The sequence below is a fragment of the Botrimarina sp. genome (assembly GCF_040219535.1).
In the GTDB taxonomy this organism is placed as follows: Bacteria; Planctomycetota; Planctomycetia; order Pirellulales; family Lacipirellulaceae; genus Botrimarina.
Genome location: NZ_JAVJSH010000016.1, coordinates 171,862 through 198,597, shown reverse-complemented (window position 1 = coordinate 198,597; position 26,736 = coordinate 171,862). Strand labels below are relative to the sequence as shown.

Annotated in this window: 23 protein-coding genes; 8 read left to right on the top strand and 15 right to left on the bottom strand. The window is 68.9% G+C overall.

What is annotated here, in order from left to right:
• Positions 1-159: 159 nt before the first annotated feature.
• The 8 genes from RIC11_RS08710 to RIC11_RS08675 all read right to left on the bottom strand — a co-directional run bounded on the left by RIC11_RS08710 (position 160) and on the right by RIC11_RS08675 (position 6,633).
• Positions 160-480: a metal-sulfur cluster assembly factor gene (locus RIC11_RS08710; RefSeq protein ID WP_350210339.1), complete on the bottom strand. Its 321-nt coding sequence runs from the start codon at positions 478-480 to the stop codon at positions 160-162.
• A gap of 5 nt (positions 481-485) precedes the next feature.
• Positions 486-1,100: a Uma2 family endonuclease gene (locus tag RIC11_RS08705; RefSeq protein ID WP_350210337.1), complete on the bottom strand. Its 615-nt coding sequence runs from the start codon at positions 1,098-1,100 to the stop codon at positions 486-488.
• A gap of 31 nt (positions 1,101-1,131) precedes the next feature.
• Positions 1,132-1,458, bottom strand: coding sequence for a Rieske (2Fe-2S) protein (locus RIC11_RS08700; protein WP_350210335.1), 327 nt, complete (start codon positions 1,456-1,458; stop codon positions 1,132-1,134).
• 94 nt (positions 1,459-1,552) lie between these two features.
• Complete coding sequence (gene sufD, locus RIC11_RS08695) at positions 1,553-2,881, bottom strand: Fe-S cluster assembly protein SufD (protein ID WP_350210333.1); 1,329 nt, start codon at positions 2,879-2,881, stop codon at positions 1,553-1,555.
• 19 nt (positions 2,882-2,900) lie between these two features.
• Positions 2,901-3,461 carry a Uma2 family endonuclease gene (locus tag RIC11_RS08690; RefSeq protein ID WP_350210331.1) on the bottom strand — a complete coding sequence of 187 codons (561 nt, stop codon included), beginning with the start codon at positions 3,459-3,461 and terminating at the stop codon, positions 2,901-2,903.
• A gap of 24 nt (positions 3,462-3,485) precedes the next feature.
• On the bottom strand, positions 3,486-4,922 hold the full coding sequence (gene sufB, locus RIC11_RS08685; protein ID WP_350210329.1) for a Fe-S cluster assembly protein SufB: 1,437 nt from the start codon (positions 4,920-4,922) through the stop codon (positions 3,486-3,488).
• Positions 4,923-5,002: 80 nt separating this feature from the next.
• The gene (sufC, locus tag RIC11_RS08680) at positions 5,003-5,869 is read right to left on the bottom strand and encodes a Fe-S cluster assembly ATPase SufC (RefSeq protein ID WP_350210327.1); all 867 of its coding nucleotides are present in this window, start codon (positions 5,867-5,869) and stop codon (positions 5,003-5,005) included.
• Positions 5,870-5,955: 86 nt separating this feature from the next.
• On the bottom strand, positions 5,956-6,633 hold the full coding sequence (locus tag RIC11_RS08675) for a helix-turn-helix transcriptional regulator (RefSeq protein ID WP_350210325.1): 678 nt from the start codon (positions 6,631-6,633) through the stop codon (positions 5,956-5,958).
• A gap of 197 nt (positions 6,634-6,830) precedes the next feature.
• Here RIC11_RS08675 and RIC11_RS08670 point away from each other — a divergent pair, with 197 nt between their 5' ends.
• A complete protein-coding gene (locus RIC11_RS08670) occupies positions 6,831-8,474 on the top strand; it encodes a sodium-dependent transporter (protein ID WP_350210323.1) in 1,644 nt (547 codons plus the stop codon).
• A gap of 211 nt (positions 8,475-8,685) precedes the next feature.
• Here the strand turns inward: RIC11_RS08670 and RIC11_RS08665 are convergent, their stop codons facing one another.
• The 5 genes from RIC11_RS08665 to RIC11_RS08645 all read right to left on the bottom strand — a co-directional run bounded on the left by RIC11_RS08665 (position 8,686) and on the right by RIC11_RS08645 (position 14,206).
• A complete protein-coding gene (locus RIC11_RS08665) occupies positions 8,686-9,741 on the bottom strand; it encodes a calcium/sodium antiporter (protein WP_350210322.1) in 1,056 nt (351 codons plus the stop codon).
• Positions 9,742-9,812: 71 nt separating this feature from the next.
• Positions 9,813-11,198: a magnesium transporter gene (gene mgtE, locus RIC11_RS08660; protein ID WP_350210320.1), complete on the bottom strand. Its 1,386-nt coding sequence runs from the start codon at positions 11,196-11,198 to the stop codon at positions 9,813-9,815.
• A 69-nt stretch (positions 11,199-11,267) separates the two neighbouring features.
• A complete protein-coding gene (locus tag RIC11_RS08655) occupies positions 11,268-12,197 on the bottom strand; it encodes an SHD1 domain-containing protein (protein WP_350210318.1) in 930 nt (309 codons plus the stop codon).
• A gap of 122 nt (positions 12,198-12,319) precedes the next feature.
• A complete protein-coding gene (dusB, locus tag RIC11_RS08650; protein ID WP_350210316.1) occupies positions 12,320-13,390 on the bottom strand; it encodes a tRNA dihydrouridine synthase DusB in 1,071 nt (356 codons plus the stop codon).
• A gap of 33 nt (positions 13,391-13,423) precedes the next feature.
• A complete protein-coding gene (locus tag RIC11_RS08645; RefSeq protein WP_350210314.1) occupies positions 13,424-14,206 on the bottom strand; it encodes a hypothetical protein in 783 nt (260 codons plus the stop codon).
• A 19-nt stretch (positions 14,207-14,225) separates the two neighbouring features.
• On the opposite strand from RIC11_RS08645, the gene RIC11_RS08640 reads away from it, so the two are divergent.
• The gene (locus RIC11_RS08640; protein ID WP_350210312.1) at positions 14,226-14,870 is read left to right on the top strand and encodes a hypothetical protein; all 645 of its coding nucleotides are present in this window, start codon (positions 14,226-14,228) and stop codon (positions 14,868-14,870) included.
• A gap of 476 nt (positions 14,871-15,346) precedes the next feature.
• Here the strand turns inward: RIC11_RS08640 and RIC11_RS08635 are convergent, their stop codons facing one another.
• Together RIC11_RS08635 and RIC11_RS08630 are read right to left on the bottom strand one after the other, a co-directional pair.
• Positions 15,347-16,447, bottom strand: a complete 1,101-nt coding sequence (locus tag RIC11_RS08635; protein WP_350210310.1) for a serine/threonine-protein kinase — start codon at positions 16,445-16,447, stop codon at positions 15,347-15,349.
• A gap of 289 nt (positions 16,448-16,736) precedes the next feature.
• Positions 16,737-17,750, bottom strand: a complete 1,014-nt coding sequence (locus RIC11_RS08630) for a D-2-hydroxyacid dehydrogenase (protein ID WP_350210308.1) — start codon at positions 17,748-17,750, stop codon at positions 16,737-16,739.
• A 257-nt stretch (positions 17,751-18,007) separates the two neighbouring features.
• Here RIC11_RS08630 and RIC11_RS08625 point away from each other — a divergent pair, with 257 nt between their 5' ends.
• From RIC11_RS08625 to RIC11_RS08600, 6 genes are all read left to right on the top strand, one after another.
• Positions 18,008-19,012, top strand: a complete 1,005-nt coding sequence (locus RIC11_RS08625; RefSeq protein ID WP_350210306.1) for a DoxX family protein — start codon at positions 18,008-18,010, stop codon at positions 19,010-19,012.
• A gap of 71 nt (positions 19,013-19,083) precedes the next feature.
• Positions 19,084-20,928, top strand: a complete 1,845-nt coding sequence (locus tag RIC11_RS08620; RefSeq protein WP_350210304.1) for a Gfo/Idh/MocA family protein — start codon at positions 19,084-19,086, stop codon at positions 20,926-20,928.
• Positions 20,929-21,075: 147 nt separating this feature from the next.
• Positions 21,076-22,518, top strand: coding sequence for an ATPase, T2SS/T4P/T4SS family (locus RIC11_RS08615; protein ID WP_350210302.1), 1,443 nt, complete (start codon positions 21,076-21,078; stop codon positions 22,516-22,518).
• Between the two features lie 876 nt (positions 22,519-23,394).
• The gene (locus tag RIC11_RS08610) at positions 23,395-24,285 is read left to right on the top strand and encodes an SDR family oxidoreductase (protein WP_350210301.1); all 891 of its coding nucleotides are present in this window, start codon (positions 23,395-23,397) and stop codon (positions 24,283-24,285) included.
• A 376-nt stretch (positions 24,286-24,661) separates the two neighbouring features.
• Complete coding sequence (locus RIC11_RS08605) at positions 24,662-25,363, top strand: hypothetical protein (protein ID WP_350210299.1); 702 nt, start codon at positions 24,662-24,664, stop codon at positions 25,361-25,363.
• Positions 25,364-25,916: 553 nt separating this feature from the next.
• Positions 25,917-26,525, top strand: coding sequence for a hypothetical protein (locus RIC11_RS08600; protein ID WP_350210297.1), 609 nt, complete (start codon positions 25,917-25,919; stop codon positions 26,523-26,525).
• The last annotated feature ends 211 nt before the right edge of the window (positions 26,526-26,736 follow it).

The window sequence follows — 26,736 nt, the reverse complement described above, 5'->3', positions numbered from 1 at the left end:
CGGCGCCGTACTAGCCGCAAATCCGATACGGCAGTATCGCCACAGCCCTCCGAAGGGGCAAGGCAGATGAGGAGCTTTTCGCCGCAAAAGGTGGGCCGCCGCACCCCCGACAGCGGGCCACACAGTAAGGCGTGGCGCGATGCGTCGTGCAACGCGTGCTCAGAAGATGCCGAGCTGGTCGCGGGCGTCTTCGGTCATGCGGTCGGGCGACCAGGGGGGCGTCATGACGACCTTCACGTCGACCTGCCCGACGCCGTCGAGCTTCTTGACGGCGTCGTTGGAGTTGGCGACCAGCTGCGGCCCGGCCGGGCACGCGGGGCTGGTCATCGTCATGTCGATGGCGACGTCGTCCTTGCCGGACTCCTCGTTCGGCGTGATCACAACGTCGTAGATCAGGCCGAGGTCGACGATGTTGACGAACAGCTCCGGGTCGATGACCTCTTTGAGCGCTTCGCGGACGTGGTCTTCGGCAATAGGCATGGCAATCACTCCAAGGGAGCGGTCAGGTCTTCGGGGTCGCCCGGCTCGGGCGTGAAGTCGACGTCCTCGTACAGGTCGGCCAGTCGCAACGACGCCTCGATCTCGGGCAGGTCGATGACCGCTTGCAGGTCCGTGTAGGTCTCAAGCGAAAACCCGGTGTTGGTGCGACGGCAGGCTCGAACCGCCGGTTGATCCTGCTCGGCGAGCAAGTAGACCTGCAGCGACGGGATCGAAAAGTACGCGTCGCGCTTCTCGCCCTCGTCGATCCGTCGGGTGCTGTGCGAGAGCACTTCGAGGATCACCACCGGGTTCTCTTGGAAGAAAGCGTCGCCCGACGTACTGTCGCAGACGACCGACACGTCGGGGTAGTAGAAGTTTGGCCGCCCCGGGGTCACAACCCGCACCTTCATGTCGGGCCCATAGGGCCGACAGGGCTTGCCGCGCAGAGCGCTGTGCAGCGCGGCGACCGCATTGATCTGGACTCGGGAGTGATTCGCGGTGCCGCCCGACATCGCGTAGACGCGGCCGTCGACGTACTCGTGGCGCACCTCGGAGAGTTCTTCGCCGGCGAGGTACTCCTCGACCGAGAGCGATTCGAATCGTCGTGCGCCGGAGCTCATACCGTCAGCGTAGGGTGGGCCGCCCGGCCGATCAATCGCACAGCCGCACGAAGACCTGACCGTCCTCGACCTTCGTCTCGTGCGCGCGGGTCGGCTTGGTGGCGGGCATCGTCAGGGCGGCGCCGGTTGCCAGCGCGAACTTCGCGCCGTGCCGCGGGCAGGCGATCGACGGCTTGGGGTCTTCCGGGAAGACCTCGCCGTCGGAGAGCGGTCCGCCGTCGTGCGTGCAGACGTCGTCCAGCGCGTAGAACTTGCCCGCCGCGTGGATGAGCACGATCGGACCGTCATCGACCTCGACGAGCGTGCTCGACGGGTCGGCGAAGTCGGCGGCTTGGCCGACAGCAACAAAACCTGACACTTGCTTTACTCCAAACGCCGACGCTCAAGGCCTGTCGGCAAGCCTGCCTACTGCCCTCTGCCTACTGCCCTCTGCCTACTGCCTACTCACTTACTCACTGGCTGGGGAGGTCCTGCACCCGCGCGCCGATGGCCTCGCCGAGCGCGTCGCGGACCGAGTCGATGGTGATCCGGTCGAAGACCTGCTGGAAGAAGCCAGCGACGATCATCCGCACGGCTTCTTGCCGCGTGTAGCCGCGGCTCATCGCGTAGTAGATCATCTGGTCGTCGACACGGCCCGACGTGCTGCCGTGCGTGCAGCGCACGTCGTCGGCCTCGATCTCGAGGCCGGGGATCGAGTCGGCCCGCGCGTCGGTGGAGAGCATCAGGTTGTCGTTGCGTTGGTACGCGTCGGTGCGTTGGCCGGCCTCGTCGACCTTGATCATGCCCCGCCACACCGTCCGCGAGTGGTCCTGCAGGGCCGCCTTGTAGAGCAGGTCGCTCCGGCAGTAGGGCGCCTCGTGGTGCTGGTGCGTGTTGTACGACAGGTGCTGCTTGCCCTCGGTGAACATGACGCCGTTGACCTGGGCCTCCGCGTCGGGCCCGCAGAGGGCGACCCGCTGGTTGACCTTCGCCAAGCGGGCGCCGAGCGCGCCGATGGTCCACTGCAGCTGCCCCTCGCGCTCGACCTCGGCCCGCTGATGGGCGAAGTGCCACGTGCGGTTGTTCCAGTTTTGGAGGTTCACGTAGCGGAGCTTCGCGCCGCGGCCGACGACGATCTCGATCGCGCCGTTGTGCAGCCCGGGGGTGTCGCGGTCCTCCGAGGCGGTCTCCATGAGGAGCGTCGCCTCGGCGCCTTCTTCGAGCACGACGACCGTCCGCGTCAGGTCGCTCGCGCCGGCCCCGCACAGCCGCGACACCGCGTGGAGCGGCCTCTGAAGCCGCACGCCCTTGGGCACGTGCAGCACGACGCCGCCGGTCCAGCACGCGTCGTTGAGCATCGAGAAGCGGTCGTACGCGGGCGACACGACCTGGCGGTCGAAGATCGCTTGGAGCCGGTCGGGGTGCTCCGCGACCGCGTCTGCGAGCCCGCCGAACAAGACGCCCTGCCGCGTCAACTCTTCGTCCGCGTGCGACTCGGCCGCTTGGCCGTTGACCGAAACGACCCGCCCGGCGAGGTCAACGCCACGGGACAGCAGCGGCTGCGCTTCGGCGGCGGCGGCGGCCGTGCGGCCCAGGCTGGGCGTGAAGGCGTCGAGCTTGAACAGGCGGATGTCGGTCCGCATCCACTCCTCGTCGCTGCGCGCCGGCCAAGCCGCGCGCTCAAACGTGTTCCACGACGTGCGTCGCCGCTCGGTGAGCCACTCGGGCTCGCCCGTGCGCTCGTGGACCAGGTTCTCGAAGCCGGCCGCGTCGAAATGGGCCTTGGTGTCGGCTACACTCATGGGTCTCTCTGACAGATACTCATTCGAACAAGTCGGCGACTGGCATCGTCCAGCCCGGCACGGCCGGCTCGGCTTCCGCGATGTCGCCTCGCTTGTAGGTGGTTGGGTTGGTTGGGTCGTCGTCCCGGTAGACCCGGACGGTGTCCTCACCGAGCAGGTCGACGTCCCAGACGACCTTCGTCCCCGCGGCGAAGTAGTCGGCCCGCTTGGCGGCCATCGCCTCCTCGGCTGCCGGCCCGTAGTCCCCTTCGCTGCGGACCTCGACGGCGAAGTCGGGCGGCTGCGGCAGGAACTTCATGCCGGCGCGGGGGCCGGTGTAGTACGACGCGTCGGGGGCGAAGGACTTGCGGTTCGGGAGGTCGGCTAGGTACGCCACGTTGTCCGGGTAGGCTCGCCCATGCCCCGACAGCTTCTCTTCAAATCGCAGGAGCGAGGCGAACACCACCCCACCGGCGCGGGCCGGTTCATCGCCGGTTGGACTCATACGGACGATTCTCCCGCCAACGATCTCCGCCTTCCCTTCGACCTTGTAGAGCTCTGCGATCAGCGCTTCGGTCTTGCGATCGGTAACGGTCGACATCGGCCTCTCTCCCAGAACGACGGCTCACCCGACGCTGCCTTCCATCTGCAGCTCGATCAGGCGGTTCATCTCGACGGCGTACTCCATCGGCAGCTCCCTCACGAGCGGCTCGATGAAGCCGGACACGATCATCGAGCTGGCCTCGGCCTCGGTGAGGCCACGGCTCATCAGGTAGAAGAGCTGCTCCTCGCCGATCCGCGAGACCGAGGCCTCGTGCTCGATCTGCACGTCCTGCTCCTCGACCTCGATGTACGGGTACGTGTCGCTGCGGCTTTGCGGGTCGAGGATCAGCGCGTCGCACACGACGTTGCTCTTCACGCCGGTGGCGCCCTCTTCCACTTTGCAGAGGCCGCGGTAGCTGCTCCGGCCGCCGTTCTTGCTGATGCTCTTGCTGACGATCCGGCTGCTCGTGTTGGGCGCGCAGTGGACGACCTTTGCGCCGGCGTCCTGGTGCTGGCCCTTCGACGAGAACGCGATCGAGAGGATCTCGCCCCGTGCGCCCGGCTCCATCATGTAGACGGCCGGGTACTTCATCGTCAGGTGGCTGCCGAGGTTGCCGTCGACCCACTCCATGAGCGCGTCCTGGTACGCGACGGCCCGCTTGGTCACAAGGTTGTAGATGTTGTTCGCCCAGTTCTGGATCGTCGTGTAGCGGGCGCGGGCGTTCTTCTTGACGATCACCTCCACCACGGCCGAGTGCAGGCTCTCGGTCGTGTACATCGGGGCGGTGCAGCCCTCCACGTAGTGGACCGAAGCGCCCTCGTCGACGATGATCAGCGTGCGCTCGAACTGGCCCATGCTCTCGGCGTTGATCCGGAAGTAGGCCTGCAGCGGGAAGTCGATGTGCACGCCGGGCGGCACGTAGATGAACGACCCGCCGGACCACACGGCCGAGTTGAGCGCGGCGAACTTGTTGTCTTCCGGTGGGATGATCTTGCCGAAGTACTCGCGGAGCAGCTCGGGGTGCTCCCTGACCGCGGTGTCGGTGTCCGTGAAGAGGACGCCCTGCTTGCCGAGGTCCTCTTGGAGCGAGCCGTAAACGACCTCGCTCTCGAACTGCGCCTTCACGCCAGCCACGAGGCGTTTCTGCTCGGCCTCGACGATGCCGAGCTTGTCGTAGGTCTCCTTGATCTCGGCCGGGACCTCGTCCCAGGTCTTCCCCTGGCCCTTCGTGGGCTTCAGGTAGTAGTAGACGTCGTCGAAGTTGATGTTGATCGCGCCGCCCCACTTGGGCATCGGCTTAGATTCGAAGATCTCGAGCGACCGCAGGCGGAAGTCGCGCATCCAATCGGGCTCGCCCTTCATCTCCGAGATCTGGGCGACGACCTCTTTGTTCAGACCCTTGCGGGCCTTGAACACGCCGGTCGTCTGCGTGATGAAGTCGTACTTGTTGATCTCGCGCGGCACGTCGTCGACGGGGGTGTCGAGGTCGGCCGGGGTGGGGATCGTGTCGGTAGCCATGGGTTCTCTCTGCTTTATTGGCGCCCCAGGGAAGGCCGTGGTCGCTTCCCTTCCCTGCGGTCTCTGATGGGAATCGAAATTCAGACCGCGACGGCTTCCTTGTCGGCCATCTGCTTGTTGAGCTTGTCGGCCTCGGGGTGGTCGGCGCGGATGCGGTCGTAGCCGTTTTGGTGCAGCTCGTGGGCGAGCTCCACCCCGCCGGTCTCGACGATCCGGCCGCCGAGGATCACGTGGGTGTAGTCCGGGCGGTTACGCTCCAGGAGCTTGTCGTGGTGCGTGATGATCAGCACGCCCATGGCGCCGTCGGCCCCGTTCCCCCCCGAAGACTCTGTGTCGGCCGAGATGTCGGCGATCGACTCGCTGGCGAGCTTCACCGCGTCGACATCGAGGCCCGAGTCGGTCTCGTCGAGGATGGCGAACTTGGGCCGCAGCATCGCCATCTGCAGGATCTCCGCACGCTTCATCTCGCCGCCGGAGAAGCCGTCGTTCACGTACCGGCGTGCGAACTCGGTGTCCATCCGCAGGTGGTCCATCTTGCCCTTCAGCTCCTTGCGGAACTCCCGCATCGGGATCAGCCCCTCGCCCTCTTTGCGGTCGGGGTTCCGCACGTTGCTGGTGGCGTGGCGGAGGAAGTCCGCCAGCTTCACGCCGGGGATCGCCATCGGCCGCTGGAACGCCATGAACAGGCCGGCCCGGGCGCGCTCGGACGCGTCGAGCTCGAGCACGTCGGTCACGTGGCCGTCGGCGTCGACCAGCTCGATTGACCCCTCGGTCACCTCGTACGACGGGTGGCCCATCACCACGTTGCCCAGCGTGCTCTTGCCAGAGCCGTTGGGCCCCATCAAGGCGTGGGTCTCGCCGCGGTTGATCGTGAGGCTCACGCCGTTGAGGATCGGCTTGCCGTCGACGCTGGCGTGCAGGTCGGTGATTCGGAGCGTTTTCGCCATCGTGCTGTTGGTAACGGGGAGTGAGTTTGTCGGGTGGAAGCGACCGCCGGGCCGCCTCGGTGTTGTTCCGTGTTCGGCCGCCGGCGCTAGTCGCCGGCCGCCGCAGGCGTTTGGGGCGCGCTGTTGGAGCTGGGCTCGAACGAACAGCAGCCGCCGCCGTCGAGCCGGCATTCGCTCAGCCGCACGCCCTGGCCGAGCACCTCCGAGAGCATCACTTTCTCTACCGAGCAGATGCCCCGGTCGTGCTCCGCCAGCTTGGGGTACGGGCAAGCGAGCATCGTGAGAACCGGCAAACCGCCCGATTCGTCAACGTCGACGGGCACGTCACGCTCGCCCATCAGCCGCACCAGCGCCCGCATACGCTCGGCCAAGTCGTCGCCGCCGACAGCGCCCGAGTATTTCTTGGCGAGCCGCGTGGCGACGCGCTTCACCAAGCCGATACGGACCGCCGGGTCGTCGATGCTGCGGACCTCGTCCCAGAGGATCTGAGCCAAGTCGTTGAAGTTGTCGCCCGCCGCCTCGCGGCCGCGGTCGGTGAGCCGGTAGTCGTAGCTCGGGCGGCCCCGGCCGGCTTTCTCGCCTTCGCCGGCGGGGGGCTGCCGCCGCGTCCGCTCGATCAGGCCTTCGGCCATCAGCCGGTTGAGCCGCTGGCGGATCGCGGTCGCGGTGACTCCCAGCAGGTCGCCTAACTCGCCCACCGACGCGGCGCGGTGGCGCCGGAGGTGATCGAGTAACAGGCCGTCGGAGTCGTCGCTTAGCGTCATACCGTGGGTATCGTATCCCGGCTCGCATTTTCGACAACCGATAATGTGTTAAATGAGACCCGGTCGCATTAGCTCCGCCGTAAAGCCTTGACTCGCAAGCGCTTCTCGACTCCTATGCCTGCCGCCAGGCGCACCGCAACGCCCCCGACACGGCCGTTTTAGGGGCCTTTTTCGCTCGCCCGACTCCCCAGCACGCTATGCCCGACAAGTCCGACGCCCCGTACGGTCCGACCGACCCGGCGCGGCCAGCCCCCCCGTCCGAGCCCCCTCGCAAAGGTCGTATTCCCGACGGATGGGGATCCCGGCTCGGCGTGATCCTCGCGGTGGCCGGGTCGGCGGTAGGGCTGGGCAACTTCTTGCGGTTTCCCGGCCAGGCCGCCCAGAACGGCGGCGGCGCGTTCCTGATCCCCTACTTCATCTCGCTGCTGGTGCTCGGCATCCCGCTCTGCTGGGCCGAGTGGACGATGGGGCGGTACGGCGGCTCGCGCGGCTTCAACTCGGCGCCGGGGGTCTTCACGGCGGTGTGGCCGCACTGGATCTCGAAGTACCTGGCGATGCCCGCGCTGCTGATCCCCTTGGTCATCTACATGTACTACGTGGTGATCGAGGCCTGGTGCCTCGGCTACGCGTGGAGCTACCTGACCGGCGACCTGATGCTCGGCAGCGACCCGGAAGCGTACAGCGCGTACTTCGACCAGTTCGTCGGCGCGCGGCAGGACGGCGTGCTGCTGACCCCTGGCGGCGGGAGCAGCCTGGTTTGGCTCGTCGCGCTGACGTTTGTGCTGAACTTCATCTTGATCTACCGCGGCGTCGCGAAGGGGATCGAGAGCTTCTGCAAGGTGGCGATCCCGGCGATGGTCGTCTGCGCGCTGATCGTGCTGGTCCGCGTGCTCACGCTGCCGCCGACCGAGTCGGGCCGGACCGTGCTGGACGGCCTCGGGTTCATGTGGAACCCCAACTTCGAGGCGCTCTCCAAGCCGGGCACGTGGCTCGCCGCGTCGGGGCAGGTGTTCTTCAGCCTGTCGGTCGGCTTCGGCGTGATCATCAACTACTCCAGCTACCTCAAGCGGCGGGACGACGTCGTGCTGAGCGGCCTGACCGCCAGCAGCATGAACGAGTTCTTCGAGGTCTGCCTCGGTGGCCTCATCACCATCCCGGCGGCGTTCCTGTTCCTCGGCGCCGCCGTCGGCGATCAGGGCACGTTCGGTCTCGGCTTCAACGCGTTGCCCAACGTGTTCGCGCAGATGCCCGCCGGGCGGCTCTTCGGCTTCCTGTGGTTCTTCATGCTCTTCCTCGCCGCGATCACCAGCAGCCTGTCGATGCTGCAGCCGGTGATCGCGTTCTTCGAGGAGGGCTTCGGCCTGAAGCGGCCCGCGTCGGCGTCGTTGCTGGGGCTCTTGTCGGCGCTCGGGTCGGGCTTCGTGCTCTGGTTCTCCCAGGGGATGCTCGCTCTGGACACCTTCGACTTCTGGGTCGGGACCACGCTGATCGTTGTGCTCGCGCTGATCCAGTCGGTCCTCTACGGCTGGTGCCTGGGGATCCGACGCGGCGCCGAGATCTCCAGCGAGGGCGCGCGATTCGCTATTCCCACGCCGGTCCAGTACCTGCTGAAGTACTTCGTGCCGCTGTACCTGATCGGGCTGTTCGCTATTTCTGTGTACAAGGATCTCGGGCCGCGGCTGCTGCAGATCGGCGACAACCCGGTCGTGCTCGGGTCGATCCTGTTCATCTCGACCGTCGCGGCCTTCTTGCTGCTGCTGATCCATGTGGCCGGCCGCCGGTGGAGCGGCGACGGCTCTTTCGACGGGCTCGAGCAGGGCGAGAGCGGCGAAGGCATCTAGGCCCCCACCCCGTCGGCCCCCCGTCGGCCCCAAGACCGCGATTCCCGCGACTCCCGCACCCCCCACCCGAGGCCCCTGATGACCACCGGCGGCTGGATCGTGATGACGCTGTCGATCGGCTTCGTGCTCGCGCTGGTCGGCTTCTGCCTGACCCTCGTGCTCAAGGGCGACCCGCCGTCCCGAGACGACTGACGCGGCGCTGCCCCGCGGCTCACCGGCGGCGCCGCCACTCGGCCAGCGCCAGCCCCCCCAGCACCGCGGCGGTGATCGGCACGACGAACCACCGCAGCGCGTCGCCCAGCGCGGCTGCCGACGCGTGCCGCTGCGCAGCGAGGAGCAGGTAAGCCACGTACGCGCCGTAGTACGCGACCAGCAGGGCGCCCTCCCAGCGTGCGATCGTCATGCCCGTGAAGAAGATCGGCAGGCACACCAGCGCCACGGCGACCATCACCGGCAGGTCGAACCGCAGCGCCTCGTCGGTGACCGCCACCCCGCCCTGCCCGACCGTGGCCGCCGCGCCGAGCACCGCGGTCAGGTTGAAGAAGTTGCTGCCGACGACGTTCCCCACCGCGATGTCGCGTTGGCCGCGGAGGCTCGCCACGACCGACGTGACCAGCTCCGGCAGCGACGTGCCCACCGCCACGATCGTCAGCCCGATCACCAACTGGCTCACGCCCCACCCCTCGGCCAGACGCACCGCGCCGTCGACCATCCAGCGCGAGCCGGCGACCAGCAACGCCAGGCCCGCCGCGACCAGCAGGCACGAGCGCAAGACCGAAGGCCCCCCCTCGCCCGTGGCGTCGGCCGCGGGCGCCTGCCGCTCCCGCCCGGCCATGACCAGTTGCATGGCCGTGTACGCTACCGCCAGCGCGAGCAGCACCAGCCCGTCGGAGAGTCCCAGGCTGCCGTCCCAAGCCAGCGCGACCGTCAGCCCCGACACCAGCACCACGAGCGGCGCGTCGATGCGCACGATTTGCGCCGAAACGGCCAGCGGCGCGGCCAGGGCCGACAGGCCGAGGATCAGCAGCACGTTGCACGTGTTGCTCCCCACCACGTTGCCCAGCGCGATGTCCGCTTGGCCACTCAGGGCGGCTTTTACGCTGACCGCCACCTCGGGGGCGCTGGTGCCGTAAGCGACCACGGTGAGCCCGACCGCGAGCGGCGCCACGCCGGCCGCGAGCGCCAGCCGGCTCGCGCCACGCACGAGCATCTCCGCGCCGATCACCAGCGCCACGAGTCCCAACCCGAGCCATCCGGCCGCGACCATCTTCGGTGATTCCTTACGCAGCGAAGCCGCGGACGCCGCGGCCCGGGACCGGCGCGGCCGCCACGGCCGGTTCAGACCAGCTTGTCGAGCAGCAGGCTAGCGAGGCTCAGCGCGGCGAAGAATCCGCACATGTCGGTGACCGTGGTCAGGATCGGGCTCGAAGCGAGCGCCGGGTCGACCCGCGCGAGCCGCAGCGCGAGCGGGATCGTGCCCCCCAGGATCACCGCGACGAGCGTGTTGCACGCCAGCGCGCCCCCCACTACGAGGCCGAGCCACGGGTTGCTCCCGTACACCCCGGCCACAATCCCCAACAGTCCGCCGAGGACCAACCCGTTGATCGCGCCGATCGTGGCCTCCTTCGACCACACCCGCAGCCACTCGGTCGGCCGCAGCAGGCCGAGCGACAGCTCGCGCATGCTCACCGCGACCGCTTGGTTGCCGCTGCAGCCGGACATGTCCGAGATGATTGGCAAGAAGACCGCCAGCGCGATCACGCTGCTGAGCGTTTCTTGGTAGGCGGCGATCACGCTGGCCGCGACCACGTTCAGCAGGATGTTCACGCTCAGCCAAGACAGCCGCATGCGGCTGCGGCGCAGCGTGGGCATCGAGCGCAGCTCCTCGGTCACCACACCCATCGAGCGGCGGAAGTCGCTCGTGGCCTGGGCCTCGGCCGCCTCGTCGACCGCGCGGCGGCTCACCACGCCCAGCAGGCGGCCTTGCTCGTCGACGACCGGCGCGCCGATGAACGCGTGGTCGTCGAAGAACGCGACCAGCTCTTCGAGCGGCTTCTCGGCGGGGACCGCCAGCGGGTCGGCGACCATGATGTCCGCCAGGCGGAGCGACTCGTCGGCGATTAGCAGGTCGCGCAGCCGCAGCACGCCCACCAGGCGCCGCCCCTTGGCGACCACGTACGCGTACTGCACGTCGAACCGGCGGAGCTGCTCGGCCCGGCTCCGCAGGCGGCGGAGCGTGGTGGCGACCGTGGCGATGTCGCGTAGCGCGACGACCTCGGTCGCCATCAGGCCGCCGGCCGTGTCGTCGGCGTAGGAGGCCAGCTCGGCGATCCGCTCGGCCTCGTCCTCGTCGAGCTCGGCTAGCACCGCGGCCGCCGCGTCGGACTCCATCGAGCCGATCAGGTCGGCCTGGTCGTCGGAGGCCAGCTCGTGGACGATCCCGGCGGCCGCCTCGGCGGGCATCGCCTGGATCGCCTCGATGGCGGTCACCTCCGGCAGGTCGTCGAGCAGCTCGACCGCCTCGGACGGCGAGAGCCGCGTGAGCAGCTTCGCCTGCGATTGCTGGTCCAGCTCGCAGACGAGCCGCGCCGTGTCGCGCGAGTCGAGCGGGCCGAGCAACGCGACGATCTGCTCGGCGTTGGACTCCTCTTGCGCGAGGGCCTCCCGCAACGCTTCGAGCGACTCGGTTTCGGACTCGGGGCTGGGTTCGACGGCGGTCGACAAGCGGAGACTCCTTCTCGTTGGATCGATTCCAAGGACACGCCTGCGCACCGCCGCGCGGGCGGCGGTGCGTCAGCGGCTCACGCGTCGCACGGGCCCGACGGTGAAGCCGGGGCTGCTCGCCAGCGCGGCCTGCGCGGCCATTCGGCTGTCGCGCCCCGGCACGACCTTCCACAACGGCGCCCCGCTCGTCCCCGCGGCCGGGTAGAGCGTCACCTCCCACAGCGACGTCGCGCCGGCATCCACGGCCTGCATCATCAGTTGCAGCCGCGCGATCTGCTGCCGCTGCTGCGCGTCTTGCTGGAAGGCGGCCGCCAGCGACTGCAGCTCGAAGGAGCGGTCTTCTTGCAAGTCGTGCTCGCCCGCCGCGGCGAGCCACGCCTCCCACCCGGGGCGGAGTAGCTCGAGGTCCTCGTCCGAGAACAAGAAGAACGGCACCGCGTACTCGGCGCCGTCGGCCAGCTCCATGACGACCCCGTCGACCGTGTAGCTTTGCGGCTGGCCCCGGCGGCTCACGAGCCACCGCTCGAGCGACACGGCGCTGTCGACGCGGTTCTCTTCGTAGTTGCCGACGATCCTCGGCACGATCTGCTGATAGAGCTTGGGCAGGCTCTCCAGCGGCCGGTCGTTGACGTACACCCTCCCCCGCCGGCGGGCGACCGTCACCTCGCGCCGCGTGTAGTCGACAAGCCGGCCCGGCGCCTTCAGCCCGGAGCGGAGCGTCCACACCTGCGGCGCGTCGATCAACTGGGAACTCTTCGCGCCGGCCTCGTCGCTCTCGACGTACTTCCGATCGGCTTCGGAGAGGTCCTCCAACCGCAGGCTGCCGAGCTCGCCGTCCGCGTCGCGCTGGAGGATGACCTGGTCGTCGTCAAACGCGACCAGATCGGCCTCGATCGTGTAGCGGCCCGACGCGTCGGTCCACGTGCGGGCGGGGGCGGCGCCCGGCGCGGCGGCCAGGGCCACGGCGGTCAAGCGGAGCAGCGTGGCGGTGGCGGGCATCGCGGTCGGGCGGGCTGGCGGGGGCGGGGGATCGGGCCTCCCCCGCATTGTGCTCCGCCGCTCGCCGCGTTGCAAAGCGGCCCGCCCCGTCCGCGACCGAGCGCCTGCCCTTCGGGAGAGCGTCAGCCCCGCGGGAACCAGCGGTTCACCACGGCGAAAAACTCGTCGGCCGTCTGGATCGCCACCACGTGCTTGCGGAACTCCCGCGCCCCGGGGCGGCCCTGCGCGTAGCAGCAAGCGAACTTACGCATCAGCACCGCGCCGCGTTCCTCGCCGAATCGCTCGCACACCAGGCGGAAGTGCTCGATCATCAGCTCGCGCTCTTCCTCGAGCGTCGGATCGGGCGGGACCGGCTCGCCCTTCAGCGCGGCCGCCGCTTGGGCGAACAGCCACGGCTTGTTGAGGCTCGCGCGGGCGATCATCACGCCGTCGACGTCCCAATTGCGGAACGCGGCGACGACCTTTTCCGGCGTATCGAGGTCGCCGTTGCCGATCAGCGGGATGTCGCGCAGGTGACGCTTGACCTCGTGGATCAGGTCCCACGAAGCGTGGCCCCGGAACATGTCGGCCGCGGTGCGCCCGTGCACGGTCAACGCCGCGGCGCCCGCTTCTTCGACGATCTGGGCGACCTCGCCGATGTTGATCCGGTCGCGGCTGCAGCCCAGGCGCGTCTTGGCGGTGACCGGCGTGGGGTGACAGGCCTCGACCACGCGGCGGATGATCTCGCCCATCTTCTCCGGCGTGCGGAGCAGGTACGAGCCGCTCTTGGCGCGCTCGGTCACCTGCCGCACCGGGCAGCCGAAGTTGATGTCGACCACCGACACGCCGTACTCCCGCGCCAGCCGGCGGCCGACCTTCGCCAGGGTCTCCGGGTCGTTGTCCCAGATCTGCACCGCCAGCGGCCGCGGCTCGTCCGCCACGCCCCACAGCCGGTCGGGATGGGTCGCTTCTTGCTCGTCGAGCCACACGAAACCCCGCGCGTTGACCATCTCGGTCGCCAGCAGCCCCGCGCCGCCGAAGCCGCGCACGATCTGCCGGAACGCGTAGTTCGTGTAGCCCGCCATCGGCGCCTGCAGGATCGGCGGGTCGACCTTTAGGTCGCCGATCCACAGCGGGCGGACATCCGGCGCGGCGCCGGCCTCCGGGGCCGGCGCGGCGGGGCGGGCGGCGATAGCGGTGACGCCGTTGGGCATGCGTTGCGCGGGGGGCGGGCGGCGGGTCGCCTGCTAACGCCGCGACGACCCGGGCTGGAGCGATCGGCTCGCGCTGTTCGCGCCGCCAGCCGAGAAGCCGGCGACCATCGGGTCGGCGCCGCCACGCGGCGCCGAGCCCTGCGGCGTACGGATGAGCATAGCCACTAGCCGCGGCGTGTCGACACGGTCCGGCGCGACCAGCTCGGTGTACCGGTTGATCTGCAAGTTGTAATCGCGCGCCAGCTGCACGAACGCGCGGCGGTTGAGCGCCACCAACTCCAGCGCCCTCACCAGGCCCGAACCGTCCGACCCGCCGCCGTCGCGCTTCACCCGGTCGATCCAAGCGTTCGAGCGGTCGATCGCGTCGGCCGCCGCGTGGAGCTCGGCCAACCGGAGCGGCAGCAGCGAGTCGAGCAGCGCGGCCTCGGGTCGCTGTTCGCCCGTGAACAACTGGTCGTAGCGTGTCCGATAAGGCCCGCAGAATGGCGTGTCGGCGGGCAGCGGGTTGCTCCGCCCGATCAGCCCCCCGAGCTTCATCTGGGCGGCCTGGGCCGCCCGCAACGCCGTCGCCACCCGCGCGGCTTGCTTGGTCTCTTCCTCTCTCAGCGTCGCGCTGAACGTGCTCATCTGCTGCCGCAGGCGGCCGAATTCTTCGACCTCGGCGAGCCCCAGGTAGTAGTCCGCCACGGCCGACGTCAGGTACCAGTAAGCCTGGACCCGCTCGCTCTGCTCTTGGCGGGTCGACGCGGTCGCGACCACCTCGGCCAGCCGCACCGGCGTGCCCCCCAGCCGCGAATCGCTATGCGGCGTGAGCATCGCGGCGAGGATCTGCTGCGTGCGTCGCTCGCGCGGGTCGACCTGCGTTGCAGCCGGCGATTCGGCCCTCGACCTCAGCCGCGAAGACTCTAGCCGCGAAGACTCTGCCGAGGGGGGCGTCGCCGCGGGGGGCGAGGCCGGCGCCTCGCGCGGCGGTGGGGACGAGCCCCGCGGCTGGTCGGCCGGCGGCGTCGTCCGCGGTGGCGGCTGCGAGGGAAAGTCGCCAAAGTCCGCCGCCGACGACTGCCTTGCGGGGGGCTGCGTCGGCGCAGGGGTCCTGGAGCTGCGGAACGGATCGTCGCCAACGGACGGGGCGCCGCCGCTCGTGGAGCGTTCGGGCGCGGCGCCGCTCCGGCTGGGCGTGGCGGAGGTTCGCGGCGGGAGCAAGTCGTCTAGCCCTTCGAGCCGGCCATACGAACCGCCCGGGCTTGAGCCGGCGCGGGTGGGGGCGGGCGGCTCGAGCTGGCGGATCGTGGTCGACGAGCCGCTCGCGCTGGCCGGCGGCGGCGACGGCTGCCGCGATGGCGGGTTCGCCGTCGCGGTGCGGATGGGCGGCGGCGTGCGTTGCTGGCCGCTCGTCGCGCTAGGCATCGGGGGCGTAGCGGAGGCCGCCGGCCTCGGCGGCGCCGAGGTGGGCGGGCTCGCGGAACGGCCGCTGGGCTGACCGGCGGGCTGGCCCGTCGGCTGGCCCGTCGACGGGCCCGTCGGCTGGCCCGTCGGGGCGCCGCGCAGGTTGTTGGGCGTCGTCGCCGGCGAGCCGGCGCTCGATCGGTAGCTGCCCGCTGCTGTCGAGGGGAACGATTCGCCGAAGAGTTTTTCGAGGTCCGCCCGCGTCGAGGCCGACGCGCCCCGATTGTACTGGTCGCTCTGCGCCAGGCCCGGTTGGCTGAGCGCGGCGTGGCACAGCAAAGTGCAGCAAACTGCGGAGGCGAGCGTGGTCGAGCGCATCCTTGCGACTCCACGAGGGGCGATTCGGCGGGGGCGCCGGCTGAGCCGGCGCTGCGGCTAACCTCCCGAAACGCCGCCATCGCGTCAATCGCGATCTCCGGCGCTGTCAGCTTGCAGCGGTCCGCCTTCACTTCGTCAACAGCCCAGCGACACCCAGCCACGGACAGCGGGCCACGGGCCACGGGCCGCCGCCTAATCCAGCTCTTCGAGCCAAACACGCAGCTCGTTCTCGTACTCGCTAGCGAGGTCGCCCCGCACGAGCGACCGCTGGAACTCGGCCAGCCCGAGCTCGGCCGTGTCGGCTTCTTCGGCGCTGCCGTAGCGGAGCATCGGGTCGGGCGCGGTGAGGCGGCGGCAGATGCCCATCAGCAGGTCGCTGTCGGTGACCTCGTCGGGGAGCAACGAGTCGAGCCGCTGCGGCAGCGTCCGCTTCGCTTCGAGCAGCTTGGTGTAGTCGTTGATCCCGGCGAACAACGGGCGGCCCGAGAGCAACTCGATCAGCACGTAGCCGAGGCTCGCCAGGTCGCTCCGCGGCGTGAACTCCTCGCGCTCGAGCATCTCGGGCGCGGCGTACTGCGGCGTGCAGGTCCGTTGCGACGGCATGTCGTTCAGGTCGATCGCCGAGCCGATGTCGATGATCTTCGCGTTGCCGGTCCGCTTCACCATGATGTTGGAGGGCTTGATGTCGCCGTGGACGATCTCCTCGCGGTGCAGCGCGGCGAGCCCGGCGATGATCTCCCGCAGGATCGCCACCGCCATGCCCGGCTTGAGCCGCGGCCGCACGGGCCCCGAGGTGGCGATCACGTTGTTGATGTACTCCCAGCGGCGGCTGCTCACCCGCTGCTTGGCCCGCCCGAGCATCGCCGGCGTGAGCAACAGGTCGAGGTCGTAGCCGTCGACCCACTCCATCTCCAGCACGCGGATGCGGTCGCGTTCGATGAAGTTCTGCACGTCGATCAGGTTGTCGTGCGCGATCTGCGCGACCCGCCCGCTGACGGCGGCCATGCGGTGCATGGCTTCGTCGTACACCCGCTCGCTGCTGTAGCGCTCGGGCGAGAAGAACTTCAGCGCGACCGGCAGCGTGAAGCTGTCGGCGCCCCGCCGCTCGCTCAGGTACACCACGCCCTGCCCACCGGTTCCGAGCAAGCGCTTCAGCCGCAGGTGCTCGGTCCAGCCCAACCGCTCGGACTGGATCAGCTCGTCGTATCGCCGGCAGAGCTGCGCGCTCTGCTGCGGCGGCTGATCACCCTTGAAGGTGATCGTCTTGCTTTCGGGGATGACGGTCGTGTTCATGCGGCGTTTGAGCGGCGCGTGGGCGCCGGAAGGATCGACGCGCCCCGGCGCGACCGGCGTCGCGCTGGGCCCGGCCGCCGGAAGAGGGTCGCCCCTGCCCCTGACCGCCAATTAGCAGCGTGGATTGAAGCGCGCCCGGAGGCTCGGAGGGAAGAGGGGATCGTTGGGCTGGCGTCGACGAGGTGTCTCGGAGCGGGCATTGTAGGCCGCCGGTCGGCCAACGGCATACCGATTCCTTGAGCAGGCAAGTGTCCGCTGCCGCTACGGCCTATAGCGCCCGGCCGCCGTTTTAGGCGCTTCGCAGGCGCCACGCCGCGTCGGCCGGCAGCGGGAAACCTAACCGCTTATCGGCTAAATAGTTAAGCAACGGCCTCCCCGTGTGGTAGCGCTTCAGGTTCTCGCAGAAGAACTCGGTCATGTCGTCGATCCGCGACGCCCGTTGCCCCCCGACGTGGGGCGTGATGATCGTCTGAGGCTGGTCCCACAGACGGCTATCCGGGGGCAAAGGTTCCACCTCCGCCACGTCGAGCCCCGCGCCCCCCAGGTGGCCCGAATCGAGCGCGTCGGCTAGGTCCGACTCGACCACCAGCGGCCCCCGCGCCATGTTCACCAGCAGCGCGTCGGGCCGCATCCGCGCCAGCCGCGCCGCGTCGAACATCCCCCGGGTTTGGTCGTTCAGCGGGGCCGCCAGCACCACGATGTCGACCTCGGCGAGCATCTCGTCGAGCCGGTCGTCCGCCAGCAGCGCCCTCACGTGGGGGGGGCGATCCTCCGGGAAGCAGTCGGTGGCCCAGATCTCGCAGCGGAACGCAGAGAGGACCTCCGCGAGCCGCCGGCCGTTGCCGCCGAAGCCGACGATGCCGACCCGCGCGTCGTGCAGGTCGCGCGTGGGCCGCCGCACGTACTCCCTCGCTTGCTGGGCCCTGAAGTAAACCGGCAAGCTGCGGAGCAGCCCGAGGGTGAGCGCGAGCGTGTGGTCGGCGACCTGGTCCGCCAGCACGCCCGACGCGCTAGACACGACGATCGGCGACTCGATGACCGAGGGGACCAAACAGTGGTCCATGCCGGCCGCCGAGCTCTGGATCCACTTCAGCCGCCCCGCGCGGACCACCTCGTCCCACGGGACGGGGACTTTCGCGTGCCCGCAGTAGATGTCGGCTGAGAGCAGCGCGTCGGCGATCCGCTCCTGACCGGCGTCGATGAGTCGAGCGTCCCATTGCAGCTCGGCGAGTGTTTTTTCGATTTTTTGGAGGTGCCGGGCCTCCACAGGGTAACAAATCGCGATGTTTGCGGTATAAGACATTATGAAAGCGCTTTCAGTACTGTAATCCAAGCGGTTTTCGCCAGTTCCCCTGCCTGCCCTCTGCTAGCCTGCCGCCGGGCCGACAGACGGCAAGTCGCCCCGCCGGTGAATCGGTGTATCCCGATAGCGGGGAAGCACTTAGGCGGCTACGATACGCGATTGCGACACGCTCGTCAGCTCGGCCGTGTCACTTCTCACTACTAGTCCCGACATCCGCCAGTTCCGGCGCCAGCACGCGCCGGTGGCCAACAAGCCCTATGATCCGGCTCACGAAGTTCGCCATCGTCGCCGTCGTCGCGCTCCGCTTGCTGCTGGGGTGGCACTTCTACAACGAAGGCGTCAAGAAGCTCGAACCGGGCTTCTCCTCGGCCGGGTTCCTGCGGACCGCGCGGGGGCCGCTCGCCCCGATGTTCCGCGCGATGGTCCGCGGGCCGTACGACGCGCACGCGGAGCTCGCTATGCCGATCCAACACGGCGACAGCGGCGCCGCGGAGGTCCAGCCCGGCGACGTGTGGCTCGCGAACATCGACGAAGGCTGGGCCGCCGGGGTGGAGCGCCTGCGCGAGCTGGAGGAGCCGAGCCTGTCCGCCGAGACCATCGACGCGATCGAGCAGTCGCGGCTGCGGTCGGTCGCCCGGGTGAAGGACTACATCGAATCTATCCGCGAAGAGATCGCCGACCTGCAGCACGACGCCTGGCTGCTCAAGCAGATGCGCGACGACGCCGGCCCCTCCCCCCCGCCGTACGCGCAAGAGCGTATCGACGAGAAAGCGGCAGACAACTGGCGGACAATGCAGCCGTGGATCTCGTCGGTGTCGCTGATCGAGAACGAATTCATCGCCCAGGCCCAGCGGCTGGCCGAGGCCGACGAGGTCGCGGCCGACAAGGTCCGCGACGCGTTGGCCGAGCGGTCGACGCTCCGCACGATCGACTTCATCGTGACCTGCGTGGTGCTGGGCTGCGGCATCTGCTTGTTCCTCGGCCTAGCCACGCCGGTCGCCGCGATCGTCGCCGCCGGGTTCATCTTCTCGGTGATGCTCACGCTCCCGCCGTGGGTGACCGACCCCACCGGCGGCGACCAGGTGATGATGGCGTTCTTCGGCTGGGCGATCGAACTGATGTCGCTGCTCGTCATCGCCGCGTTGGGCGCGGGCCGCTGGGCCGGCCTCGATGGGGTCTTCAATTACCTTTGGCTCAAGTCCCGCGGCCGCTTGCCGCGACAAACCGAGACCCACCCGAACGCAGCGAGCGCCGCTGCGTAGAATGGGCCAGCCGATCGACGCTTTCGCCGCTCCGCAGCGCTCGCCCAGCCTCCGAAATCAAAGGCCTTACCATGAACCTGTCCGACGAAGAGAAGGCGGTTGGCAAAGACAACTTCCGCCGCGTAACCGGCAAGTTGCTCGACACCAACGAGACCCGCCGCGACTTCCTCAAGGAGGTCACGCTGGCCGGGGCCGTGGCGGCCGGCGGGTTCGGCGCCGCGTACTGGGGCTACGGCAAGAGCCTCGACGACCGCCTGCGGGTCGGCGTGATCGGCACGGGCGACGAGGGCAACGTGCTGATCGGCGCGCTCAACCCGGACTTCGTCGAGGTCAAGGCGATCGCCGACATCCGCCCCTACAGCGTGCACCGCGCGTTCTACGGCGACTGCTACAGCCCGTCGGCCCTCGAGGCCCGGCCCGGCTTGTGCAAGGTCTACGACTACCCCGACCGCGCGGCGGCCGAGAAAGACATCAAGGTCTACTCCGACTACCGCGAGCTGCTCGAGAACGACGACATCGAGGCCGTCATCATCGCGCTGCCGCTGTGGATGCACCACCCGGCCGCGGTCGACGCCATGCGCGCCGGCAAGCACGTGCTGACCGAGAAGCTCATGGGCTGGGACGTCGCCCAGTGCAAGGAGATGGCCCGCGTCGCGAAGGCGACCGACACGCTCCTGGCGACCGGCCACCAGCGGCACTACAGCGTGCTGTACGACAACGCCGTCGACACGATCCGCCGCGGCCTGATCGGCGACATCCACCACATCCGCGCGCAGTGGCACCGCGGCAACCTGCCGGGCAACGACAGCTGGCGCCCGCCGGTGCCGCAGGGCCTCCCGCTGGAGGAGACCAAGGACCTGATCCGCGCAGCGCGAAAGGAGATGCCGAAGGAGCGGGCCCAAGCCCTTGAGGCAGAAATCAAAGCACGGCACGAGTTGGTCCTCTCGCTTGAATCGTGGGAACGCGTCGCCGCTGGCGATCATCCCGGCTACCAGAATCTGTCTCCCTCGGAGCTCGAGCTCTGGGCAAAGAAGGTCGAGCAGCGTAAGGCGCAGCTCGCCGACATCCAGGTCGACGCGGCCGCCTGGGGCTACGAGGGCGGCACGCTCGACGGCGGCTACGAGCGTTCGGCGCTCGAGGAGCTCATCCGTTGGCGGATCTGGAACCGCACCGGCGGCGGCCTGATGGCCGAGCTGGGCAGCCACCAGCTCGACGCGGCGGGCATCTTCATCAGCTCGCAGTTCGAGCCCCCCGCGCCGGGCAAGCGCGCGAAGGTCCAGCCGCTGAGCGTGGTGGGCGTCGGCGGCCGGCACATCTTCCCGGCCGACCGCGACTGCGACGACCACGTCTACGCGTCCTACGAGTACCCGGCCAAGGGCTACTACGAGGACAACGACCCCGCCAAGGGCGAGATCGCCGACCGCAACAAGAAGTGCGTGGTCACCTACTCGTCGATCAACGGCAACGGCTTCGGCGGCTACGGCGAGGTGGTCCTGGGCACCCAGGGCACGCTGATCCTCGAGCGTGAGAAGGACGTCATGCTGTACGCGGGCAGCAAGACCAACACCAAGGTCAGCGTCGACGACAAGAAGGACGCGCTGGTCGACTCCTACGAGACCGGCGGCGGCTACTCCCCGGCCGCCGAGGCGGTCACCCAGCAGGTCAGCCGCGGCTACCGAGAGGAGATCGAGCACTGGGCCTGGTGCATCCGCAACGGCGAGCCGCCGGAGACCCTCCACTGCCACCCGAAGGTCGCCCTGGCCGACGCGGTCATCGCCCTGACGACCAACATCGCCATCGCCGAGCAACAACGGATCGAGTTCGACCCCGACTGGTTCGACCCCGAGTCCGACGCGGTGCCCGGCGGCCGCTCGCCGGTCAAGGCCGACGCGGTGAAGACCAGCTACAAAGCCTGACCCCCGTCGAGCCAGCCAGCCCAACGAGCCGCCCCGCGCCGCCTGGCCGGGGCGGCTTGCTTTTTGTTGGAACCACGACGGGCACGACGAATCGGCCGTCGTGCCCGTCGTGGTTCCTAACAGCTCGGTTCTGCTAAACTCGCTCGCATGAAAGACGAGTGGTACTTCGAGATCGGCGACGGGCAGGTCTACGGGCCGTACCCGATGGCGAAGCTCCAGAAGTGGGCCGCCGCGGGGAACCTGATGCCGACCCACCGCGTGCGGCACGCGGACTCCAACGAGTGGCTCATCGCCGCGTACGTCGACGGGCTCGAGCTGACCACCTCCGCCGGAACAGAGAAGACCGCCGACGCCGACGCCGACGCCCCCAAAGCCAAGAGCCGCCTGGGCTTCGGCCGCGCCAAGAAAGAGCCCCCCGTCGAGCAAGAGGTCAACGCGTCGCAGGTGTGCCAGGAGCTGCTCGAGCTGGCCTTCGAGCGCGGCGCGTCGGACATCCACGTCGACCCCGAGGAGAACGTGCTGCTCTTGCAGCTGCGGGTCGACGGATCGCTCGAGCCGTGCCGCAAGCTGGCCAAGAAGCACCACCCGTCGATCGTGTCGCGCTTCAAGGTCATGGCCGGCATGGACATCGCCGAGCGCCGCGAAGCGCAGGACGGCCGCTTCATGGTCCACCTCGGGCCGGACCAAAAGCGCGTCGACCTCCGCGTCGCGTGCCTGCCCACCACCCACGGCGAGCGCCTGACCCTCCGCCTGCTGGCGATAGAGGCCAGCCGCATGACGCTCAACCGCCTGGGCCTCACCGAGACCGGCCACCGGCTGTTCGCCGGCGCGGTGTCCGCGCGGCAGGGGCTCGTGCTGCTCACGGGGCCCACCGGCTCGGGCAAGTCGACCACGCTGTACGCCGCGCTGCGCCACCGCTTGGCCAACACCCCCGGCCGGATCATCACCGTGGAGGACCCGGTCGAGTACGACATCGTCGGCGTGTCGCAGGTCGAGGTCGACACGGCCGACAAGGTGGCCTTCAACTCGGTGCTCCGGAACATCCTCCGCAGCGACCCCGACGTGGTGATGATCGGCGAGATGCGCGACTTCGAGTCGGTCGACGTCGGCATCAAAGCGGCCCTCACCGGCCACCTCGTCCTCAGCTCGCTCCACACCAACTCGGCCGCCGGCGCGGTCACCCGCCTGGTCGACATGGGCGTCGAGCCGTTCCTGGTCGCGGCCACGCTGCGGCTGTGCGTCGCCCAGCGCCTGATGCGGCGGCTGTGCCCCAAGTGCCGCAAGCGCCGCGAGCTGACCCAGCCCGAGGCCGAGCTGCTCGGCCGCCCCCAACTGGCCGGCTCGCCGGTGTACGAGCCCGAAGGGTGCACGCTCTGCGGCGGCCGCGGGTACCGGGGCCGCGTCGGAGCGTTCGAGCTGCTGCCGGTCCGGCCCGACATGCACCGCTTGATCATCGATCGCTCGAGCGAGGAAGAGCTCTCCGCGGCCGCGGCCGCCCACGGCGGCGTGTCGCTCAAGGCCGACGCGATCGAGAAGCTCCTGTCCGGCCACACCAGCCTGGTCGAAGTCGCGTCGCTCGGCGCGGGGTGACGGCGATCCCTTTCGCGTAGCGAACCTGAATTTCGATAGCGAAACGTTACGCGACGCCCACTTCCGAAGCGCTGTGTAACGCTAAATCGGCCAATTTTCGGCGCAAGTCCTTCCCTCCAGGCGGCTTGCGAAGCGTTACGCGCCCCTACCGAACGCTCCACGCTGTAACGTTATTCGCCCCGCTCCGGCCCGCGCCCGACGGCGACGCTCAGCTTCCCCATTGTCGCAGCGACGACCGCCCAGACCCACAGATTGGCCGCTAGGGCGAGCGCCCGAGGCCGCCGCTTCTAGCCCACCACGAGCCCCGCAAGGAGCGCGAGGGCGTGCGATTCGGGCTCCTCAAGCCGCACACGGCGCCGGCCAGTCAGCAGCGGGGCCGACCTTCGCGCTGAGATCCGCGTCATTCGCGGGCGAAGAGGCGCCTTTGCACGGCCCATCGGGGGGTCCGCCGTGGGTGCAATGCCCTCGGCTCGGGCTCGCCAAGAGGGGGCCGCCCCACCCGCCTGTGCGGTCGGGGCGATCGTGAGCGGTGGGTGAGGACCGACGCGACGGCGGAGCCGGGAGGGGCTCTCCGAGCTGCGTTTGGTGGGGATTTTCTCCAATCAAGAGCCCGCCTAAGCCCCGTCGTCGTCGCCCTCGCGTCGGCCGTCACCCCTCGGACGCGGTCGACGCGAGGGCGGCGGCGTCGGGGCGACCCCCCGTTGTTGTTGTCCGAGCTGAGGTCACCAACCGCCAATCTTCCGAAGCCACCCACAGAGAACCCAGAGGGACCCTTCGCACGGCGGGCCCCGCCCCCGGCTAGCGCGAGGTTGGTATCGGCTTTGCTTCGTCGGCCCAAGCCGATTCCGACTCCCCTCCCCCTCGCGCGCGTCCCCGATGGCCAACAAGTCGAAGCAGAAAGGCGAATCCTCCAAAGAGCAACAGCGGCGGAAGCAGTCGCAGCGCCGGCAGCCGGGGCGCCAGGGGAAGATGCGCCCCGAGCCGCGCGTCATCCGCGACGACTACCGCGGCAGCGGCAAGCTCGAAGGGAAGGTCGCCTTGGTCACCGGCGGCGACAGCGGCATCGGCCGCAGCGTGGCCGTGATGTTCGCCCACGAGGGCGCCGACGTGGCGATCGCGTACCTGGAAGAGCAGAACGACGCCGAAGAGACCCAGCGGCTCGTCGAAGAGGCCGGCCGCAAGTGCTTGCTCATCAAGGGAGACCTCGGCCGCCAAGCCGTGGCCAAGCGGGCCGTCGAGAAAGCGATCAAACAGTTCGGCGGGATCGACGTGCTGGTCAACAACGCGGCCGAGCAGCACCCCCAAGACAGCCTCGAAGCGATCGACGAGAAGCAGCTCACCGACACGTTCCGCAGCAACGTGTTCGCGATGTTCTTCGTCACCCAAGCGGCGCTGCCGAGCCTCAAGCAGCGCAAGGGCTCGATCGTCAACACCACGTCGGTCACCGCCTACCGCGGCAGCCCCAGCCTGATCGACTACGCGGCCACCAAGGGGGCGATCGTCAGCTTCACCCGCTCGCTGTCGCAGGCGCTGGCGTCGGACGGGGTGCGGGTCAACGCGGTCGCGCCGGGACCGATCTGGACGCCGCTCATCCCGGCCACGTTCCCGGCCGAGAAGGTGGCGACCTTCGGCGGCCAGACGCCGCTGGGCCGCGCAGGCGAGCCCGACGAATGCGCGGGCTGCTACGTGTTCCTCGCCAGCCCCGAAGCGAGCTACATGACCGGCCAAGTGCTGCACCCCAACGGCGGCGAAATCATCAACGGCTAAGCGCGCCCAGCGGCAAGCCCCCGCGCGATCCCAACGCCGGCGAGCCCAACGCCGGCCAGCCCCGATCCCAGCCAACCCCAACCGAAAGCGAGCCCCGATCCAAGCGAGCTCCCGACCGAACGCGAGCCCCGGACGTCAGTCGGGGATAGAACCCCGGCCGGCGGCTGGCAAGCCAACACCCTACGGCGAGCCGCACGCCGAGGCCTCGTCTTAGGCGAAACGTTCTGCGCAGACTAGCGAAACCGTGCGATTTAGCTTGATCCTGCGGGCAATCGGGAGGAGACTATTCACCGCTACCGATCCGACGGAGCGTGCCTCGCCCGGCCGCCGCCGCTAGACGAAACAACTCAATCGATCCCGAACCAATAGACCGGCGATGTCCCGCACCCTGAATCGATCCTGCTGCTTGCTGGCCGCGCTGCTCGCGGCGACGTGCTTCGGCTCGAACGCGTCGGCCTCGGTCGTCGCTTGGGGCGCCGCGCAGAACACGACCGGCGCGTCGAACGTCAGCACCAACGGCTCGCTGGTGGCCGCGTTCAACGGCGGCGGGGCCAACACCACGGCGAACGGCGTGCTGTTCACGTCGTCCAACGTGCTCGGGACTAGCTTCGTCGGCGCGCTCAACGGCGGCACGACCGGCGACGCCGGCTTCGACACGCTGCTCAACTCGTTCACCTTCGGCGGCGGCACGTCGACGACGATCGACCTGGGCTCGTTCCTGGTCGGCGCCCTCTACGAGGTGCAGGTCTTCTTCGCCGACCAGCGCACGCCCTCGATTGACCGGGTGATGACCTACGGATCGAACGACGGCCTGGCGGGCCCGACCGTCAACCTCGAGGCCGACTCGAACAACGCGCCGACCTCGCCGTTCGGCCAGTACGCGATCGGCCAATTCCTCGCCGACGGCGCCGACCCCGACCTGACGCTCGCCACCAACGGCTTCGCCAACGCGCACATCAACGCCTGGCAGGTGCGGCTGCTCCGCGAGCCGGTGGGCGTCATCCCCGAGGCGTCGGCCGGGCTGATCTGGTCGGTCCTGTCGCTCGGCGCCTGCCTGAAGTCCCGCCGCGCCGCCTGACGCCTGACGGCGGCCCAGCGAGAACCCCACACCGCACAAGCTCCCGGCGCCGGGTTCGGCGCCGGGAGCTTTTTGTTGCGCGCTCGGCCACGCCGACGGCCCGGCTGGCCTCACACGCCCAAGCGGGTAACTCCGACCGCGCGGTTATCGACCTCCGATGGACTTCGTCGAGCCGCGAAAGCAACGAGAGTCGACCTGAGGACCTGGGCTGGCCTCCGCTGGACGACGACGAGCGTTCAAGCCATTTCTTGCGGAAAATCGTTGCTAGTTGGCTGCCGCAGGTTTATTCTCTGGGCTGGTAGCGGCCGGCCGCCTCTGCGGCCATCCGCAATCACTTGCCAGTAAAACGAAGCAGCTCGGCTGCAAGAAGGGCTCAGCTGCAAAAACGGCTCGGCTGCACGGCTTACGAAGATCGAATAGCTCGCTGACTCTCGGACACCGGCCGGGCAAGAGCGGCCTACGGCAACGTGGGCATCATTGAAAAAAGCAAAATGTCACCTGGGATTTAAGAACCATGGCCCACCTCTCGAAGCCATTTATCGTGCGATTCGCCGTGGCGATGATCGCCGCGGTCGCGACCGCTGATCGGTCGCACGCCGCGATAGCGATTGTCGACCTGTTCAACACGGGCGTTAACGCCGCCGGCGACGACCCCAACTACCAGATCATTAGCGGCTCGACGCTCGTGGACGCGGTTGTCGCCGCCCCCCCGGCCACCTGGGTCAGCAACAATGCTGGCTCGCGTTGGATCGGGCCCGCCACCACGCCTGACGCGCGAGCGCCCGGGGGAGCTTTCACTTACGAAACCACCTTCACGCTGCCGGCGAACGCGGACCTTTCGTCGGTCGCGATCAGCGGCGACTGGGGGACCGACAATGGCGGATTGGACATCCTGATCAATTCGGTCAGCACCGGTCAGACGAGCGTTGGCTTCACCTCGCTGACGGCCTTCAGCGTCACGAGCGGCTTCCAGACCGGTATCAACACACTGCAGTTCGTCCTGAATAACGCAACAAACGCCAACAACTCGGACAACCCGACGGGCCTCCGAGTTGACAACATCTCCGGCATGTACGACGTCATCCCCGAGCCGACGTCCCTGCTCGCCTGGGCTGGTCTGGCCGGATGCGTTTTCCTGCGCCGTGGTAGAGAGGCTTGCTGAGAGCTGACGCCGGGCTACGGCGAGGCCTGGCCACAGAACCTAGCCTTCGAAAGACAGAGCAACGAACGGGGTGGGAGCCATGGCTCCCACCCCGTTTTATTTTGCGCGGACGGGCCCTCCGAGTGCGGGTAGTTTTGTAGGTCATGCTTCGCCTGACTCCCTTCCTTCTCAACTGCGCGCAGAAGACCGACCGGACGGCCGAAGTTCTGTA

Bases quoted from the DNA above. Each gene is read 5' to 3' on its own strand.
- RIC11_RS08710 (WP_350210339.1), bottom strand. From the start codon at position 480: ATGCCTATTGCCGAAGACCACGTCCGCGAAGCGCTCAAAGAGGTCATC.
- RIC11_RS08705 (WP_350210337.1), bottom strand. From the start codon at position 1,100: ATGAGCTCCGGCGCACGACGATTCGAATCGCTCTCGGTCGAGGAGTAC.
- sufD (WP_350210333.1), bottom strand. From the start codon at position 2,881: ATGAGTGTAGCCGACACCAAGGCCCATTTCGACGCGGCCGGCTTCGAG.
- RIC11_RS08690 (WP_350210331.1), bottom strand. From the start codon at position 3,461: ATGTCGACCGTTACCGATCGCAAGACCGAAGCGCTGATCGCAGAGCTC.
- sufB (WP_350210329.1), bottom strand. From the start codon at position 4,922: ATGGCTACCGACACGATCCCCACCCCGGCCGACCTCGACACCCCCGTC.
- sufC (WP_350210327.1), bottom strand. From the start codon at position 5,869: ATGGCGAAAACGCTCCGAATCACCGACCTGCACGCCAGCGTCGACGGC.
- RIC11_RS08675 (WP_350210325.1), bottom strand. From the start codon at position 6,633: ATGACGCTAAGCGACGACTCCGACGGCCTGTTACTCGATCACCTCCGG.
- RIC11_RS08670 (WP_350210323.1), top strand. From the start codon at position 6,831: ATGCCCGACAAGTCCGACGCCCCGTACGGTCCGACCGACCCGGCGCGG.
- RIC11_RS08665 (WP_350210322.1), bottom strand. From the start codon at position 9,741: ATGGTCGCGGCCGGATGGCTCGGGTTGGGACTCGTGGCGCTGGTGATC.
- RIC11_RS08655 (WP_350210318.1), bottom strand. From the start codon at position 12,197: ATGCCCGCCACCGCCACGCTGCTCCGCTTGACCGCCGTGGCCCTGGCC.
- dusB (WP_350210316.1), bottom strand. From the start codon at position 13,390: ATGCCCAACGGCGTCACCGCTATCGCCGCCCGCCCCGCCGCGCCGGCC.
- RIC11_RS08645 (WP_350210314.1), bottom strand. From the start codon at position 14,206: ATGCTCACGCCGCATAGCGATTCGCGGCTGGGGGGCACGCCGGTGCGG.
- RIC11_RS08635 (WP_350210310.1), bottom strand. From the start codon at position 16,447: ATGAACACGACCGTCATCCCCGAAAGCAAGACGATCACCTTCAAGGGT.
- RIC11_RS08630 (WP_350210308.1), bottom strand. From the start codon at position 17,750: ATGTCTTATACCGCAAACATCGCGATTTGTTACCCTGTGGAGGCCCGG.
- RIC11_RS08625 (WP_350210306.1), top strand. From the start codon at position 18,008: ATGATCCGGCTCACGAAGTTCGCCATCGTCGCCGTCGTCGCGCTCCGC.
- RIC11_RS08620 (WP_350210304.1), top strand. From the start codon at position 19,084: ATGAACCTGTCCGACGAAGAGAAGGCGGTTGGCAAAGACAACTTCCGC.
- RIC11_RS08615 (WP_350210302.1), top strand. From the start codon at position 21,076: ATGAAAGACGAGTGGTACTTCGAGATCGGCGACGGGCAGGTCTACGGG.
- RIC11_RS08610 (WP_350210301.1), top strand. From the start codon at position 23,395: ATGGCCAACAAGTCGAAGCAGAAAGGCGAATCCTCCAAAGAGCAACAG.
- RIC11_RS08605 (WP_350210299.1), top strand. From the start codon at position 24,662: ATGTCCCGCACCCTGAATCGATCCTGCTGCTTGCTGGCCGCGCTGCTC.